Raw genomic sequence first — 18042 nt, 5'->3', positions numbered from 1 at the left:
AACGCCATACCAGAAATATGGCGAAGACCATGCACAACCAGGTCGTGCATGGCCAATAGAGCGGATAATCGCGGCAAGCCCCTCAACGTGCAGCGATCGAATAGCGCCAGTATCACAGAACGACTGGCGCTCCGGGTCAAGGGGTTGACGGCCCTGTTCTGCATTCTGTTATTAACGAACGCAGTCCTGGCCGATTTTCACGATTCCGGCAGGCTCAAATGAGAGCAGATACGCGACATGGCATCGAAGAACGACCCCGCTGCGGCGGTGCGACAAAATGTCGGAACACGGCTGATCACGGCGGGCAGAGACACGAAGGCGCAGCATGGATTCGTGAATCCTGCCGTCTTCCACGGCTCGACCGTTCTTTACCCCACAGCCGACGACCTGCACGCGCACCGCGGCGAATTCCAATATGGCCGCCACGGAACACCGACCACCAAGGCGCTGCAGCAGGTGCTGATGGAGCTGGAAGGCCCGCAATGCGCCGGCGTCGGCATCGCGCCGTCCGGTCTTGCTGCGATCTCGACGACGCTGCTGTCGGTGCTCAAGGCCGGCGACCACGTGCTCGTCTGCGACAGCATCTACCGTCCTACCCGCAATTTCTGCAACGGCATGCTGGCCCGTTATGGTGTCGAGACGACTTATTTCGACCCACTTGTCGGCTCAGGAATTGAGCAACTGCTCAAACCGAATACACGGGCAGTCGTCGTCGAGGCGCCGGGCTCGCAGTCCTTCGAGATGCCGGACATCCCGGCGATCGCGGCCGTGGCGCATGCCCATGGCGCGCTCGTCATCGACGACAACACCTGGGCCACGCCGCTCTATCACCGCTCGCTTGAGCAGGGCGTCGACATCAGCATGCAGGCGGCCACCAAATATATCGGTGGCCATTCCGACATCATGTTCGGAACGATTTCGGCAAACGAGAAGGCCTGGCCGTTGATTGCCGAGGGCATCCGCTTGCTCGGCGTCTGTGCCGGCCCCGACGATGTGTTCCTGGCGTTGCGCGGCGTTCGGACGCTTGGCGTGCGGCTGGCCCAGCATCATCGGTCGGGCCTGGAGATGGCGCGCTGGCTCGCCGCGCGTCCCGAGGTGATCGACGTGCTGCATCCGGCGCTGGAGAGCCATCCGGGACATGCGATCTGGAAGCGCGACTTCACCGGCGCCTCGGGCCTGTTCAGCATCGTGCTGCAACCAAGGCCGCAAGCGGCGGTTGATGCGATGCTCGACACGCTGACGCTGTTCGGCATGGGCTATTCCTGGGGTGGCTTCGAGAGTCTGGCGATCCCGTTCGACTGCGCGAGCTATCGGACTGCCACCCGCTGGGCGCCGGGCGGCCCGACTTTGCGCCTGCATATCGGCCTGGAGAACGTCGAGGATCTCAAGGCTGACCTGGAACGCGGCTTTGCGGCCTTCAACGCCGCCTGACCACAGTCTCGGCGGCAAACAAAACGCCCTGCGATCAGGCAGCGAGGGCCGCCAAAATAGCGTTGATCCGCGACCGATTGGGCGTAGCCTTCGCAGCGACGATCGCGGACACGAACGGGAATCATGGTTCTGCTCGATTTGATGGGCGGCGTAGCGCTGCTGCTGTGGGGCCTGCACATGGTCCACAGCGGCATCCTGCGCGCGTTTGGTCCGGATCTCCGGCTCCTGCTGTCGCGTGCGCTGCGAAACCGCTTCAGCGCCCTGGCGGCGGGACTGGGTCTCACCGCCCTGCTCCAGAGCAGCACGGCGACCGCGCTCATCACCACCTCCTTCGCGGCGGAGGGCCTCGTCGGCCTGATTCCGGCGCTCGCCATCATGCTCGGTGCCAATATCGGCACCACGCTGATCGTGCAGGTGCTGTCGTTCAACGTCGCCGCCGTGGCGCCAGTCCTGTTCGTGCTGGGGCTGGTGGCGTTCCGCAGCGGGCCGCGTTCGCGCATCAAGGATCTCGGTCGGGTCTCGATCGGCCTCGGCCTGATGCTGCTGTCCCTGCACATTCTGATCGACACCCTGGCACCGGCCGAGGAAGCGCCGGCCATGCGCGTGTTCATGCAGGCGATCACCGCCGATGTGACGCTGTGCATCGTCTTCGGCGCTGCAGTGACATGGATCGTGCACTCCAGCGTGGCCAGCGTGCTGCTGGTGATGTCGCTGGCCTACGCCCATTTCATCACGGCTGATGCGGCACTGGCGCTGGTGCTGGGAGCCAATCTCGGCAGCGCCGTCAATCCCGTGTTCGAGGGCGCCCACCGCGACAATCCGGCGAGCTATCGCCTCCCCGTCGGCAATCTCATCAACCGCATCGCCGGCGTCGCGCTGGTCGCACCTTTTCTGCAACCGCTCGCGACGCAATTGCAGTTGTGGCAGCCGGACCTGTCCAAGCTGACGGCGCAGTTCCATATGGCGTTCAATCTCGGCACCGCCATCATTTTCATCGGCCTGCTGGGCGGCCTGGAGAAACTGCTCGTCAAGCTGTTTCCGGATCGACGCGCCGAGATCGACCCCGCCAAGCCCCGTTATCTAGATGAAACGGCGCTCGAAACGCCCTCGCTCGCGCTCGCGGACGCCGCCCGCGAGGCGCTGCGCATGGGTGACATGGTGGAGACCATGCTGCGCAACGTCATGACCGCAATGATGACCAATGATCGCGGCCTCGTCGACCAGGTGTCGCGGATGGACAATGCCGTCGACCGGCTCGACGAAGCGATCAAGCTCTACATCACCAAGCTCACGCGGGGCAGCCTGGACGAGCGCGAAGGCAAGCGCGCGATGGAGATCATCTCGCTCGCGATCAACCTCGAGCACATCGGCGATATCATCGACAAGAACCTGAGCGAGCTCGCCACCAAGAAGATCAAGCGCCGGTTCCAGTTCTCGACAGAAGGCGCCGACGAGCTGCAGGCCTTTCACCGCCAGATCATGGAGTCGCTGCGCATCGCCTTCGGCATCTTCATGTCCGGCGACGCGCAGCAGGCGCACCAGCTCCTGGATCAGAAAGCCGAGCTCCGCAACGCCGAACTCGCCGCCACCGAGCGACATCTCGAACGGCTGCGCGAGGGCCGTTCAGAGACGCTGGAAACCACGTCACTGCATCTCGACGTCCTGCGTGATCTCAGGCGCATCCACTCGCACATCTGCTCAGTCGCCTATCCGGTGCTGGATGCGGCCGGCGAGGTGGCGAGCCGCCGGAGTGAAAACGCAGACCGCGTGCCGGCCGCGGCCGCCCTGCCCGCATCGTCGGCCCAGCCTCTGCCGCGCTAGGCGTCGCGGCGCACCCCGCCAATGAATTGCTCGTCATGCCGTGACAAGCCCGGCCATGGCGAGGGAGACGTTGGGAACATGCACTGAGATGGGGATCGAACGATCAGCTGCCGTGCGAGAAGCGCTTTTGCAGTGTGAGATCGAGGACCCGCAGGTCCGCTCAATTGCTCAGCGTCTGAGACTCGCGCTGGCGGCTCTTGAAGATCAGCATGACGTTGCGGACGTAGATGATGTTCGACAGCAACTGGCCGAAGATGATGACCGGCTCGCGCTTGACGAGGCCGTAGATCAGCGTCATCAGGCCGCCGCCGATCGAGAAGAACCAGAAGGCAAGCGGCACGACGCTCTTGCCTGCGCGCTCGCTCGCGATCCACTGCACCAGGAAGCGCGCGGCAAAAGCGAGCTGAGCCGCGAGGCCGAACACCAGCCAGAAATCGAACTTCGCGATGAAAATGTCGTAGAGATAGTTGCTGAACGCCTGCCCGAATTGAATCAGCATCATTTCACCTCGATCGCGACCGGCGTCGGCTTCTTGCGGCGGATCAGCCACCACACGCCGGCGAGATCCATGATCCCGATCCAGAGCCGGTCGAAGAACCCGTAGTTCGACACGCCCGAATGCCGGGGACGATCGATCACGTCGATATAGGCGATGTCGTAGCCCTCGCGCCGCACCAGGGCCGGCAGGAAGCGGTGCAGACCATCGAAATACGGCATCATCAGGAACACGTCGCGGCGAACGGCCTTGAGGCCGCAGCCGGTGTCGCGGGTGCCGTCATGCAGCACCGCGTTGCGGATCTTGTTGGCGAGCCGCGACTGCAGCTTCTTGAAGCCGGTATCCTTGCGGCCGACCCGCTGGCCCGCGACGAGGCCGACCCGCCCGCCGCCCTTTTCCAGCGCGGCGATCAGGTCCGGGAGGAAGGCGGGATTGTTCTGGCCGTCACCGTCGAGCGTCGCCACCATGGCGCCATGCGCGGCACGGATTCCGCTGCGGACCGCAGCGGACTGCCCCGTCGACCTCTCGTGGCGCAGAACGCGCAGGTTCGGCCGCCGCGCCATCTCCTCGGCGAGGCGCTGCGCGGTCTCGTCGGTCGAGCCGTCATTGACGTAGATGATCTCGTACGGCCACAGACCGTCGAGCGCGGCCGCGATCTCGGTGATCAGAGGCGTGATGTTGCCGGCCTCGTTGCGCACGGGAACGACGATGGAGACGGCAACGGGGGTTTCGGTCGACAAATCTGGGACTCGTGATGGCTTGATCAGACCGGTTCCTGCCCGGGCGCTCCGGCGGAGGCTTATTATGGGGCTTGGGGCCGGCTATCAACCCCCTTAGCGCGGTAAGATCCGGCCGTCCTTGCCGAAGCGGAAGCCCAGCCGCCGCGCTGCGAACCAGTAGCGGACCAGCATCGCGCAGACCAGGCCGACGACGGCCCCGGCCACCACGTCGCTCGGATGATGGGCAAGCAGGACGAGCCGGCTCGCGGCGATCGCCACCGCATAGATGTACATGGGAACGCGCAGCCGCGGCCAGACGGCCGCCACCGCGAAAGCCAGCGCGAAAGCGGTGACGGCATGCGCCGAGGGCATGCTGAAATAAGCCGGCGTGCCGTTGAACGGCTCGAAGTTGAAGGCGTTCGCCTTGCCGCCGACGAACGGACGACCGCGCCCGATGACGTATTTCAAGACCTGGGCCGCAAGCAACGAGCTCAGGACCGCGAAAAACAGGTACTGAACATGGGTCGCGAAATTGAGCAGGCGGCTGCGCGTGGCCTCGGGCCAAAGCGGCGCGATCAGGATCGTCACGACGACACCGAGCGCCAACAGAGCCAGCACATATTCATCCTGGCCGAAATCGGTGAGGATGCGGACCGGCCACAGGCTCGGTGTGCCGCGCGCGGGCATCAGCCCGATCTCATAGGCATCGAAGGCAAACATCAGCACGAGGATCGCGCTGACGCCAATGCCTGCGACCAGGAGAAGCTGGCGCGACAGACGCTGCCAGCTCGGCGCATCAGGCACGGCTTGTGGACGACGGACGAGCCGGCCGAGCGAGAACTTCCCGACCAGCGCGAGCTGCGACAGATAGGTTGATGAAGGCGAAGGAGAGCCGGACGCCGACATCTATTCGGTGCCTTCCGAGCGGAAGATCGCGATCGAGACCGGCCGCCCCTGCGAGATGTTGTAGCCGTCGATGCGCTTGGCCACGTTGTAGCGCAGCCCGATCGCCTCGGCCCGCTGCACGAAGGCGCGCTCGGTCCGCTGCTCGACCAGCGCGAAGCGGCAGGTACCCTGGCTGAGGAAATCGGCGGCGCCTGAGCCGTCGGTCAGCTGGGTCGAGGTTCCCGTCATGAACACCAGGCTCGGCTCGTGGAAGCCGGCCGCCGCGGCCTTCGGACCGACACACACGACGTTGCGCAGCGCGCGCGCAATCTCCGCGCTCGGGAACAGCGGCGTCAGCGCCGGCAGCACCGCGCCGTAGACCACGAAGGCGAGGAACATTGCCGCAACCGCCGCATTCAGCAGCGAGCGCTCGGCCCGGCCGTCGTCATACAGCCACCAGGCGAACAGGCCGAAGATCAGCGATGCGGCGACGAACGGCCAAGCCAGGAACACCGGCTGGTGCGTGACGATGATGGCGCCGATCACGGCAACCACCGAGGTGATGGCAGGAATGGCAAACCACCAGGCGGCGCCACGGCGCAGCCAGGACCGTGACAACACCCGCCGCTCCAGGGCGCCGACGGTGAGGATCGCGATCGCGGGATAAAGCGGCAGCACGTAATGCGGCAGCTTGGTCAGGACGGCCTCGAACACGATCCAGGACGGCAGCAGCCAGGCCAGCAGGAACTGCGCGCCCGGCTCACGCCGCGCCCGCCACACCGCAGGCGCCGCCATCGCCGCCAGCGGAGCGCCGGGCCAGAAGGTGATGAACAGCAGCAGCAGATAGAGGCCCGGCGGCGCGCCATGCGACTCCTGGGCACCGATCTTGCTCAACATGTCGCCGCCGACGGAGTCGGCGAAGAAGGTGTCTCCGGCACGCAGGAAGATCAGCACGAACCAGGGCAGCACCAGCACCAGCATCCACATCAGCCCCCAGACGGGCCGCAGACGCCACAGCCACGCCGCGCCGCGATCCATGATGGCGAGAGCAATGATCGTGAGACCGGCAAACATCAGGATCAGCGGCCCCTTGATCAGGATGCCGCCGGCCAGCGCCGTCCAGAAGATCGCCGGCGGCCCCCAAGGGGGATGCTCAGGATCCTCGCCGCGCTGCCAGGACAGATAGACACGGGCCAGCGCGCCCATCGCGGCCACCACCGTGAACAGCAGCATGGCATCGGTCTTGGCGAGCCGCGCTTCAGCACCGAGCAACACCGAGCAGCATATCAAGAGCGCCGCGAACACCGCGCCACGCCGCGTGACAAAAGCGAGCGCGGTCCAATAGGTCAGCAGCACCGCGCCGATTGCGCCGATCAGCGAGGGAATGCGATACACCCAGATGCGCAGCTGTGCCCGCGGCAATCCGACCGCAGATGCGGTTTCAACCGCAGCCGACTGCAACCAGTAGATTCCGACCGGCTTCTTGTAGCGCACATCGTCCTGGAAGCGGATATCGACATAATCGCCGCTCTCGACCATCTGCTTGGTCGCCTGCGCGAACCGCGCCTCGTCGCGATCGATCGGCGGAATCGTGAAGAATCCCGGCAAAAACAGCAGCAGCCCGCAGACGAGCAAGAACGCAACAGCCCTGGCGTGGCTGACGGTGACGGCATCGATCATCCGCACCAGCCGATTGCCCGGATTCACCAGGTTCTTCGGCTCGCGCGGCTCTCCAAAACGGGGGCGGGCAAAGGTCTCAACCATGGGGTTCCGAATACGCCGAAACCACCATGCCGACAACCGCTTAGCGAACGGTCATTGGATTCTGACCACAACTGTGTCCGCCGCGCCCGTGGCGTCGATGACGGTCAGCCGGGCAAAGCCCGGCCCGGGCGGATCGATCAGGCGCTGGCGCCGGCTGTCGATCTCGCCGACCGGCAGGCCATTGACCAGCATGGTCAGCGGCAGCACGCCGCCGGAGACTTTCACCGGCATCACGGCGGCCTCCGGTCCCGCGGTCCGATCGACATCGATGCGCGAGCCGTTGAGCGGGAACTGGATGTGCGGGGCCTGCTCGGCGCCGGTCCGTAGCAGTTCGCCGATCGGACGGAACCGGCGCAGCGGCAGTGGCAACTTTGAATTGCCGGCAATAAGCGCCCCCTTGGGCGGCTTGGGCAGGGCCGCCGGCAGCTTGCCGCTGCGCGCGAAGGCGTCGAACAGGATCGGCGCAGCGGCGACACGGCCGATCAGGCCCGGCACTGGCGCGCCGTCGGGACGACCGACCCAGACGCCGATCGTCATGCGGCCGTCAAAGCCCACGGACCAAGCGTCACGATAGCCGTAGCTGGTGCCGGTCTTGAAGGCGATGCGGTTGCGCGCGGCATTTTCCGGCGGCGGCGTGCCGAGCAGCACGTTGCCGACCTGCCAGGCGGCGGCCGGATCCATCAGCCGCATCGGTTCCCTGGTGTCGGCGTCCTCGGCCGTCAGGACCTCGGCCGTCATGATCTGGCGCAGCGGCTTGGTGGTGCCGAGCCGCGGAAATCCAGCATAGAGCTGTGCGAGGTCCTGCAGGGTCACGCCGACCCCGCCGAGTCCCATCGCCAGACCGGGCGCCTCGTCCTTCGGCAGCACCAGATTGCCGCCGGCCTGCTTGAGCCGCGACGACAGCCGGCTGGCGCCGACGCGGTCGAGCAGCACGATCGCCGGCACGTTCAGCGACAGCTGCAGCGCCTTGCGCACCGGCACTGTGCCCTGGAACGTCATGTCGAAATTCTCCGGCGCGTAGGAACCGAAGCGTACCGGGCGGTCCTCGATCAGGCTCTCCGGATGCACGAAGCCGTCCTCGAAGGCCAAGCCATAGATGAACGGCTTCAGGGTCGAGCCGGGCGAGCGCACCGCGCGCGTCATATCGACCTGCCCGGCCCGCCGCTCGTCGAAATAATCCGCAGAACCGACATGGGCGAGCACGTCGCCACTGTCATTGTCGATCACGATGATGCCGACCGAGATGTTCGGCCCCAGCGCGGCGGCGCGGTCGCGCGCCAGCGGCTCCAGCACCTTCTGCAGCGATGCGTCCAATGTCAGCCGGATGATCGGCCGGTCCTTCACGACCGCCGTGGCCTGGTCGGCGGCATGCGGCGCCAGGATCGGCATCGGCTTGCGGAAGGCCGGCACCGGTTGCGCCTTCGCCTGCGCGGCGTCCTCGGCGGAGATGACGTTCTCCGACACCATGCGATCGAGCACGCGGTCGCGGCCGCGGCGCGCCGCCTCCGGGTGGCGATCGAGCCGGCGCGTCTCCGGCGACTGCGGCAGCGCGACCAGGAGTGCGGCCTCGGCCAGCGAGAGGCGCTTCGGCTCCTTGCCGAAATAGGCGATCGAGGCGGCGCGGATGCCTTCGAGATTGCCGCCATACGGCGCGAGCGTCAGATACAGATCGAGGATCTCGTCCTTGCCGAGCTTCCGCTCGAGCTCGAGCGCGCGCACGATCTGCCGGAGCTTGGCGTGCAGCGACCGCTGCCGCCGCGGCTCCAGCAACCGCGCCAGCTGCATCGTGATGGTCGAGCCGCCGGACACGATATGACCGTGTGAGCCGAATTGAATCGCCGCCCGCGCCAGCGCGCGCGGATCGACGCCGTGGTGGTCATAGAAGCGCTGGTCCTCATAGGCGAACAGCAGCTTCAGATAGGTCGGGTCGACGTCCTTCTGCGCGCTGACCGGCAACCGCCAACGCCCATCCGCCATCGCATAGGCGCGCAGCAGCTTGCCGTGGCGATCGACCACCGTGGTGGACAGCGCTTTGGCGTCCTGCAGCGGCAGCGGGCCGAGGGAGATGGTGTAAGCGGTGAGAGCCGTCGCGACGACCACGATCAACGTCAACCCAATCGCCGCGAGACGTTTTGCAACTCGCCCCCTCCTCTCGTCATGCCCGGGCTTGACCCGGGCATCCACGCCGTTCTCGCATGCGGCCGTGGATGGCCGGGTCAAGCCCGGCCATGACGACGGAGTGTCTGGCTCCGTCATGCGTCCATTGCCGCTGGTCTGACCCTCGCTCATTTCGCCGCGCGGACCTCCACCGAGCCCGTTGCGGTCCGACCATAGCGCGACGGGTTGTACATGTCCTCGACATAGGCCTGCGGCAGCACGTATTTGCCGGGCGACACCGCGCGCACGACATAGGCCACGGTGAACACCGATTTGGAATCCGCGGCGCGGTCGAGCGCGGCGGTGAAGCGATCATCGCGGAACTCGGTGTTCACAGGCTCCTGGCCGTCCTCGATCCAGTCCAGGGTGCCGCTGTCGCCGGACGACACCAGATGCGGATTGTCGATCTCCAGCCCCGCCGGCAGATAATCGGACACCATGATGTGCCCATATTCCGGCTTGGCCTCGGTGACCTTCAGCACCACGGCGAAGCGGTCGTTCTGCTTCACCGTCTTGATGTCGACCGGCTTGCCGTCGAGCGTGTAGTAGCCGCGCTCGATCTTGAAGCCGTTCGACGCGGCCGGTTCCGGCGTCAGTGGCGAGCCGGACACCGAGACCACCGCCTGCACCGGCGCGTCGCCGGTGTTGGTGATCTTCAGCGGCTGACTGGTGAGCTCGGCCGCCTTGTAGCTGCGGTACATCGCCTGCTTCACCGCCTGGCCGTTGACATCCAGCGTCAGCGTCTCCTTGGCGAGCGCGCGCGCCGCCAGCACCATCCACGCATTCTCCTGCGTCGAGGTGTAGGGCGTCAGGCCACGCGCCGCCTCGACGCGGGCCACAGCCTGCGTGAGCGTGGCGCGCGGCGCATTGCCCTCGCCGGCCAGCGACACCAGCGCCGCGGCATCGCGCAGGTCGGAGCCGTAATCGGTGCGGCCAAACACCAGCACCGGCTTCGGCGCGAGGCTGTCGGCTGCCGCGGCATAGACCCGCTCGGCGCGGGCGCGGTCACCGACCAGCGCGAGCGCCGCGGCGAGCTGCGCCTTGGCGATCGGGGTGGCGAGATTGCCGAGCTTGGTGTCGGCGAGATAGCGCAGATCGCCGATCGGCGCCGCGCCGTTGCGCGCCAGCACGTAGAGGCCGTAAGCGAGATCGCGGCCGCCCGTTTTCTCCGGCTCCTCGGCATTGACCACCGCGTTCCTGACGCGGTCGAGCGCGCTCTTGAACAGCACGTCCGGCACCGCAAAGCCCTTTTCGCGGGCGCGGGTCAGGAAGTCCGTCACGTACGCATCGAGCCAGGGATCGTCGCCGCCGGCCGACCACAGCCCGAACGAGCCGTTCGAGCCCTGCCGCGCCAGGAGCCGGTCGATCGAGTCGCGGATGCGCTGGTCGACCTCGGTGTCCATCGCGAGATGGGCGCCGGCCGCGAGCTCGTTGACATAAAGCAGCGGCATTGCGCGGCTGGTGATCTGCTCCGAGCAGCCATGCGGATAGCGGTCGAGCGCCTTGAGGATGGTCGCCGCGTCGAGCGCGGTCGACAGCCCCGCCGACAACGACACCGTGCCGGTGCCCGCCACGAGATCGCTGAACATGTCCGACGTCAAGGTCAGGCTCTCGCCCTTGGCCAAGGTGCGGATCGAACGCCGCGCCAGCACCTGCGTCGCCGGCTTGACGTCGAGCTGATAGTGCCGCGCCAGGCTCAGCCCGTTCGGCCCCTTGATGTCGACATCGAGCTGCGCCTGGCCGGTGCCCGACGCATCCAGCGGCAGGGTGGACGACGCCCGCTGCCTGGCCGCGAGCTTGAGCGTCACATTGGCGTTGCCGGACACCTTGACCGGGCCGCTCGCCTTGACGGCCACGACGTAGTCGCCGGGCGCGCCCTCGACATTGTCGACGTCGAAGGACAGCGTGCCGCGGTCGCCGCTCAGCAAGAAACGCGGCAAGGTCGCGGTCAGCACCACGGGGTCGCGCACGGTGACGTCGACCGTCGCGCGGCCGAGCTTGGTCGCGCTCCACGCCACCGCCATCACCCGCGCGGTGCCGGCGAACTCCGGAATGTAGAAAGCGACCTCCGCGGCGCCGTCGGGCCCGACGGTGACGATGCCCGAATACAGCGCCAGCGGCTTCTGCGTCGGCGGCGAGCCCTGCAGCTCGGCGCCGCCGCCATCACCGCCGGAGCGGATCTGGCCGCGCGTGCCCTGCATGCCGTCGATCAGCTGGCCATAGAGATCGCGGATCTCGGCCGAGAGCTGGCGCTGGCCGAGATAATAATCGTCCGGCGCCGGCGGCTTGTAGTTGGTGAGGTTGAGAATGCCGACATCGACCGCCGCGATCACGATCTTGGCGTCCTCGCCGGGATTGAGCCCGCCGATCTTGACCGGGATCTTCAAGCTGGAGCCCGGCCGCACCAGCGCCGGCGGCGTCAACGCGACATTGAGCGTGCGCACGGACTTGTCGATGCCGAACCAGGCCACGCCGAGCGCGCGGCCCGGCATGCGCTGCGCGGCGGCATCGAGCGGACGGCGCAGCGTCGTCACGACATAGGCGCCGGTGCCCCAGTCCTTGCCCACGCTGAGCCTGACCTGGTTGGTGCCTTCCTTGACCTCGGCGGTCTGCGTCGTCAGCAGCCGGTCGCCGAGCACGTTGACCGTCAGCTTGCCGGCGGTGCGCGCATTGACCGTCACCACCATCGTGTCACCCGACTGGTATTGCGGCTTGTCGAGCGAGGTCTCCAGGAGGTCCGGCGTGTCGGCGCTGCCGTCGGTGTACCAGCCGACATCGAACTGCAGCGAGGTCACCGGTCCATCGGCATCGGCCGATTTGACGTCGAGCCGGTAGCGCCCGGCCTCAGGCTGAAAGCTCAGCCGCGCCGGTTTGTTGGCTGATATCGTGAGGTCGCCATCGCCGACGCGGCGCGTCGACTTCACCGGCTCATACTCCCAATAGGAATTCTGCCGGTACCATTGATAGCGCGACTCGATCTTCAGCAGCTCATAGCGCAGGCCGTTGCGCGCCAGCGTCTTGCCCTCCGGTGACACGAACACGACGTCGAACTCGGCCTTCTCGCCCTCGCCGACGCTTTTTCCCGAGAAGGACGGCTTGATGCCGATCTGCGCCGCCTTGGGCGCCACCGGCAGCACCAGCTTGCGCTCGACAGCGCGGCCGCCGGTCTCGGCCATGCGCACGAAGATCTGCGCCTCCTGCGGCCGGCTTGAGGATGGCGGCTTGGCGAGGCTGACCGGGAAGGTCGCCATGCCCTTGTCGTCGGTCTCGGGCAGCCCCTCGATCGGCGTTCGCTCGTTAGAGGCGCTCTCCTCGTCGGCGACGCCGAACTGATAGCCCGCAAAGCCCGGCCGCTCCGAGGCGGTGGTGACCAGCAGGTCGCCCTCGAGCTGCAGGCCGGACGCCGGCGCGCCGTACAGGAAATGGCCGTCGACCTTCACCTCCACCGGCGCGTCAGCCTTGATCTGCTTGTCCTTGGACGACAGGTCGAATTCCAGCCGCTCCGGGACGTAGTCCTCGACCATGAAGGTGGTCTCGCCGACCGCCGCCCCCTTGGGGTCGGTGAAGGCGCGCACGCGATAGGTCCCGGTCGGCACCGCCGCGTTCAGCGCCACGCTCAACGACCGACCGCCGGCCCCCTGGTCCGGCACCACAGCGCGGCGGAACTCGACGCCATCGGGACGCTCGACGACCAGCGTCAGCGGCGTGCCGGTCATGGCGTTGCCCTTGCCGTCGCGCAGCAGCGCGGTGAGATAGACCGTCTCGTTGGAGCGGTAGACGCCGCGCTCGGAATACACGAAGGCATCCGGCCCGGCCGGCGACGCGCGTCCGGCGACGCCGCGATCGGACAGGTCGAAGGCGGACGTTTTCAGGCTGAGGAAGGCGTAGTCGGTCTTCTCGCCGGACACCGTCAGCATCGCCGGCGACAGCCCGCCCTCGCCGCGCGACAGCCCGGCCTCGAACAGCACGTGGCCGGCCTCGTCGGTCTTGCGCGTCGCCAGGATCTCGTTGTTGCGCGCCACCAGCCGCACCTCGGCGCGCGCCACCGGATCGGTCGACGCCAGCGAATTCACGAACACGTGGATGCCGTCATTGCCGGAGAACGCAGCGACGCCGAGATCGGAGACGATGAACCATTGCGTCGCGAGCTGGCCGCTGTCCTCGTCGCTGCCGCCGCTGGTCGGGCCCTTGGGCGCGGCGGTCATCACATAGACGCCGGGCTGCATGTCGCTGATCGCCTGGTCGACCGGGAAGGCGGTCGTCACGTCCTGGTTCAGGGTCATCGCGGTCGCGAGCTCGCCGCTCCACACCTTCATGCCGCGCTCATTGCCGAGGTCTGTCAGCTGGTAGCTCGATAGCGGACGCTGGAAGTCGCTATCGATGACCGTGTTGATCAGGTTGCGGTCGCCGATCCGGAACACGTTGACAGTGACCGCGGGGGTGTTGACGCTGACCAGCGGAATGCCCTTCTGCCCGGTGCGCGGCAGCACATAGGCCTTGCCGGTGAAGCGCACGAACGGCTTGCGGTCGCGGACATAGATGTTGAACTCGGCCGATTTCGGCAGGCTCTCCTTGACGCCGGACGGCAGCCCGGCGCGCAGATTGATGTTGTAGCGCTCGCCGTGCTTGAGGCCCTCGACGCAGAGCTGCTTGTCCTCCGACGTCAGCGCCGGCTTGTCATTGCCGGCCTGCGCCACGAAGGGCGAGAAGTCGGTGCGCTTGGCGAGATCCTCGGAGAACTGGAAGCAGGCGCGCGGGCTCGCCGAGTCCGAGTCGACGGTGTAGTCGAGCAGCCTGAAGCCGTGCTCGTCGCGCATCCGCTCATACTGCCCGCGGACATCGGCGACCTCGCGCAGTTCCAGCGACATCCTGAGCGTATCGAGCGCCGGCCGCCACAGCTTGCGTTCGGCCATGGTCTTGCCGAGCACGGCGAGCGCATCGGCCTCCTCGCCGGAATTGCCGGCGCGCTGATACGCGATATAGGCCGCCGTCGAGGCGCGCTCCAGCAGGAAGGTCTGCTCCGAGGAATTGATCGGCTTGATCTGGTTCAGCACCGTCCGGGCGAGCCGCAGCCAGTTGCCGGAATCCTCCGGCGCCGCGGTCGCGATCTGCCCGAGGATCTGCAGGCCGGTGCGCAGGTCGTTGCGGCGCAGCGCCGCGTCGGCATCGGTGCGCAAGGTCGCCAAAGGCTTATTCACCGCCCCTGCCTCGCTCTTGATCTGGGCCTCGAGCTTGATGGCGGCGTCCGCCAGATCGTCGCGCTTGAACGCCTTGTCGGCGGCAACAGCGGCAGAACCGGCGGACACGAGGCCGAGCGCCATAATGGCGCAGACGGCAGCGGCGCGAACCAGACCGATCATGGGACAACTCCTTGGGGCGGCTCTACGGGGCACATGAGACGATGCCCGTGTTTGGCCGATTCGTGGCGAGAATGGACGCGAAATGGTGACGGGCTGATGGCAGAGGTTGCATGCGCAGGACTCGCGGCCGGCTGCCAGGGCCCCATCCGCTGCGGCGCGCAGCGGGCCAGTCTTGGAATCAGCGGCAATTCACAGGGCATGTTCACCGGACACAGCATACGGCCAAGGGCCGCGGCGGCCGTTCATCCGGCGCTGCCGACCCGCGATCGGGGCGCTCTTGCCCCTCCTCCGCCTCCGCTTGGTCGCCCGGTCCCCGGTTCCGGTTCGGCCGGGCTTGGCGAAACCGACAATTTTTCATATGACCATGCTATGGATGACCAGCCGGCCGGGCCCCCCGCCCGCGGCTTTCACCCCGTGACCACGGTCCCATAGCTCAACTGGATAGAGTAGCGGATTTCTACTCCGCGGGTTGCAGGTTCGAGTCCTGCTGGGATCGCCAACGGCTTTTTCCTCCGCTGAGGTTATTCGGACGCCTGTTTTGGTGGGCCATATTGGGCGCTTGAGCGGTCGAAATCACACCAGCGGCCAGATCCGGCGCGGTTCTGACGCGCTCCGGCGACGGGCCGGTGACCAGGATCTCGACGACGTCGGACCATGGGCCAGAGATGTCGTCACCGCCTCGATTGCATCGTGCGTGCCCGGTTCATCGTAACGTATGAGCCGATCGAGGATGCGAAACTCCTTGCGCTGCTCCGCATGTCGATCCCCGAGGGTCATCACCGTCTATGTGCGTCCCCTGATCGAGTCGTACGGCCACGCCAGCAACTTGGTGCGTACACGTGAGATCGGCGTTTAGACATCTCCCGATTTCTTAACTGCAACTGTCGGCCGAAGCGCAGGCCACTTGAGATTCGCCGTCCAGAAATCATCAGCAATTGCGAATGTGCGGCGCACTGTGGTCTCTCGGATTTGTACGTGCTCAAGACCTGCGCCGATCCGCAGGTTCCGCAAGGCGCGTCTTCAGGAAGCCCGCATTCGTGGTGGGCACGTTGCCCCGATGCCCATCGTTCGCAATTCGAAGCGGATTAGTTCAACCGGAGCTCCGCCCGTCCATGTTGATCACGACTGAGCCGCCGGGGACACCTCTCGAACCATTTCGCTTACGCCTCTGATGAGCATCACGCGGCTGGAACACGCAGCTGGACAATAAACCCGGAACGGCAACGATTGCGACGCCGCACTCGCCCTGAACTCTTGAGTTGCATCAAAGACACTCAGCAATTTGCGTGGCAGTCTAACACCGATGGGGTAGACGATCCTTCAACGATTAGGAGTTGACCATGGCTAGAAGCATTGCTGTCGGTCTTGTTATCCTCGCTGTCTCTACCTCTGCGGCCTTCGCCGGACATCGTACTCATCATGCAAAAGCCGGTGCGGTTCAGCAGGTTGGGTCGAGCAAAGGTGATCGCGACCAATATGGAAACATGCAGGTCAATCCCGGAACTCCGGGCCTGAGCGGCAGCAACGCTGCCCTTCATGCAAAAACGCATCGCGATTCCGGCTACAATCCGAAAAGTGACTACAACGCAAATGGAACCGTGCGGGTTGATAGCGGAACTGCGGGCGTAAGCGGCAGCAACGCCGCCCTCCATTCGAAAAATCACCGCGATTCCGGCTACAGCAAGAAGAGTGACTACAACGCGGACGGGACTGTACGGGTGCATTAGTCGCTTCTTGCGACCACATCATGGGCCCGGTGCGTTCCACGCACCGGGCTTTCAAGTCCAAGATATAAATGGCCTCTGCATTGACCGGCAGCGTCAGGCCGATCTGCCTTCCCTCTCCCAGGGACAGCATAGACTCTTGCGCCAGGCGGGACATGATTAGCGAGCGCTCTTTTCCTCCCCAATACGGTCCGGTCGATCGCAATGCTTTGCCTTGGATCTTCAAGACCGTGACGAAGCGGCGTAGGCCGGGCTATGTCCGCAATACTTTGACTTTGCGGCACCACGAAAGTTCGAGATCGACTGGCTGGTCGCTATCATCGTGCGGCACAACGTTTAAATCTGGCGTTCCGATCTCTCAAGGTTAGCCAGTTGGCGTCCGCCCGTCGGCTGAAGTGGGTCAGACGCCCTAGCAGGCTGTTGAAGAAGTCAGTGGCGTCGGGCCTCTCGTCATGATTCCTTAGGTCCGGCTGGATTGAGGGGCGGACGATGCGAGGAAGCGACGAACGGACGGGATCCCTGTTCAGCTATGTAGATTTGGAGGATCGGGTTCGTGCCGACCACCCGCTGCGGACAATAAGGCGGCTTGCCAATGCGGCACTGGCTGACCTTTCAAGGGACTTCGAAGCGCTCTACACCGCGTTCGGCCGGCCGTCGATCGCGCCGGAGAAACTGCTGCGGGCGATGCTGCTGCAGGCGTTTTACGGCATTCGCTCGGAGCGGCAATTGATGGAGCGGCTGGACTTCGACCTGCTGTTCCGCTGGTTTGTCGGCCTGGGCATGGACGACGCGGTATGGGATCATTCGACCTTCTCCAAGAACCGTGACCGGCTGCTGGAGGGCGAGATCGCGGCGAAGTTTCTGACGGCGCTGCTGGCTCGGCCCGAGGTGAAGCGGCTGCTGTCGAGCGACCACTTCTCGGTCGACGGCACGCTGATCGAGGCGTGGGCGTCGATCAAAAGCTTCCGCCGCAAGGACGGCGGCGATCAGGACAATGACGGTCCGGGCCGCAACGCCGAGCGCAGCTTCCACAAGGAAAAGCGCAGCAACGAGACGCATCAGAGCACGACCGATCCCGAGGCGCGGCTGTACAAGAAGGGCGAGGGCCAGCCGGCGAAGCTCTGCTACATGGCTCATACCTTAATGGAGAACCGCAATGGCCTCGCCGTGCTGGGCGGCGTCAGCCAGGCAACCGGCACCGCGGAGCGGGATCAGGCGCTGGAACTGATCGACCGCCATCGCGGCGATCGCACGCGCCGGATCACGCTGGGGGCCGACAAGGCTTACGACGTCACCGACTTTGTCGGAGAGCTGAGAAGCCGTTCGGTGACGCCGCACATCGCCATCGACGGGCATTTGAGCAAGACCGGCAAGCCACGCAAGACCGCGATCGACCGGAGAACGCTGCGTCACGCCGGCTACGCGGTCAGCCAACGCTGCCGCAAGCGCATCGAGGAGGTGTTCGGCTGGATCAAGGCCTCGGCCGGCCTTGCCAAGGTCAAGTTCCGAGGCCGCGCCCGCGTCGATGCCGCCTTCAAGCTGGCGCTGGCGGCCTACAATCTGATCCGCCTGCCAAGACTGTTGGAGGCAACCGCATGAGGCACCTCGGCTCAGGGTCCAAGCGCCGCACAAAGCCGACACTCGGCGCTTACCAGCCGACCCGGAGACTCAAATCCGACCGAAAG

General features: G+C 65.9%; 10 protein-coding genes and 1 tRNA gene. 5 read left to right on the top strand and 6 right to left on the bottom strand.

What is annotated here, in order from left to right; all coding sequences use genetic code 11:
- Nucleotides 1-237: 237 nt before the first annotated feature.
- The gene (gene metC, locus BBTA_RS18345; RefSeq protein WP_012043996.1) at nucleotides 238-1431 is read left to right on the top strand and encodes a cystathionine beta-lyase; all 1194 of its coding nucleotides are present in this window, start codon (nucleotides 238-240) and stop codon (nucleotides 1429-1431) included.
- Between the two features lie 123 nt (nucleotides 1432-1554).
- Nucleotides 1555-3252 carry a Na/Pi cotransporter family protein gene (locus BBTA_RS18340; protein WP_012043995.1) on the top strand — a complete coding sequence of 566 codons (1698 nt, stop codon included), beginning with the start codon at nucleotides 1555-1557 and terminating at the stop codon, nucleotides 3250-3252.
- Nucleotides 3253-3412: 160 nt separating this feature from the next.
- Here BBTA_RS18340 and BBTA_RS18335 read toward each other — a convergent pair whose 3' ends face one another.
- The 6 genes from BBTA_RS18335 to BBTA_RS18310 all read right to left on the bottom strand — a co-directional run bounded on the left by BBTA_RS18335 (nucleotide 3413) and on the right by BBTA_RS18310 (nucleotide 14633).
- Entirely contained in the window at nucleotides 3413-3751 is a 339-nt protein-coding gene (locus BBTA_RS18335; protein WP_041751505.1) for a lipid-A-disaccharide synthase N-terminal domain-containing protein, read from the bottom strand.
- Nucleotides 3751-4488 (bottom strand): glycosyltransferase family 2 protein, encoded by a 738-nt coding sequence (locus BBTA_RS18330; RefSeq protein WP_012043993.1) that lies wholly within the window; start codon nucleotides 4486-4488, stop codon nucleotides 3751-3753. Before BBTA_RS18330 ends, BBTA_RS18335 begins: the two co-directional genes overlap by 1 nt.
- 93 nt (nucleotides 4489-4581) lie before the next feature.
- A complete protein-coding gene (locus BBTA_RS18325) occupies nucleotides 4582-5373 on the bottom strand; it encodes a phosphatase PAP2 family protein (RefSeq protein ID WP_012043992.1) in 792 nt (263 codons plus the stop codon).
- Nucleotides 5374-7116, bottom strand: a complete 1743-nt coding sequence (locus BBTA_RS18320; protein ID WP_012043991.1) for a glycosyltransferase family 39 protein — start codon at nucleotides 7114-7116, stop codon at nucleotides 5374-5376.
- Nucleotides 7117-7167: 51 nt separating this feature from the next.
- Nucleotides 7168-9405 (bottom strand): penicillin-binding protein 1C, encoded by a 2238-nt coding sequence (pbpC, locus tag BBTA_RS18315; protein ID WP_012043990.1) that lies wholly within the window; start codon nucleotides 9403-9405, stop codon nucleotides 7168-7170.
- Complete coding sequence (locus tag BBTA_RS18310) at nucleotides 9402-14633, bottom strand: alpha-2-macroglobulin (protein WP_012043989.1); 5232 nt, start codon at nucleotides 14631-14633, stop codon at nucleotides 9402-9404. The genes pbpC and BBTA_RS18310 overlap by 4 nt, the downstream gene beginning before the upstream one ends.
- 422 nt (nucleotides 14634-15055) lie before the next feature.
- Between BBTA_RS18310 and BBTA_RS18305 the strand changes: the two genes are divergently transcribed.
- The 3 genes from BBTA_RS18305 (at nucleotide 15056) to BBTA_RS18300 (ending at nucleotide 17956) form a co-directional block, all read left to right on the top strand.
- Nucleotides 15056-15132, top strand: a tRNA-Arg gene (locus BBTA_RS18305).
- Nucleotides 15133-15973: 841 nt separating this feature from the next.
- Complete coding sequence (locus BBTA_RS40130) at nucleotides 15974-16360, top strand: hypothetical protein (RefSeq protein ID WP_148221471.1); 387 nt, start codon at nucleotides 15974-15976, stop codon at nucleotides 16358-16360.
- 486 nt (nucleotides 16361-16846) lie between these two features.
- Nucleotides 16847-17956 carry an IS5-like element ISBrsp7 family transposase gene (locus BBTA_RS18300; protein WP_012043985.1) on the top strand — a complete coding sequence of 370 codons (1110 nt, stop codon included), beginning with the start codon at nucleotides 16847-16849 and terminating at the stop codon, nucleotides 17954-17956.
- Nucleotides 17957-18042 lie beyond the last annotated feature (86 nt).

The sequence above is a fragment of the Bradyrhizobium sp. BTAi1 genome, assembly GCF_000015165.1.
GTDB classification, from domain to species: Bacteria; Pseudomonadota; Alphaproteobacteria; order Rhizobiales; family Xanthobacteraceae; genus Bradyrhizobium; species Bradyrhizobium denitrificans.
This window is presented reverse-complemented; position numbering and strand designations above follow the sequence as displayed.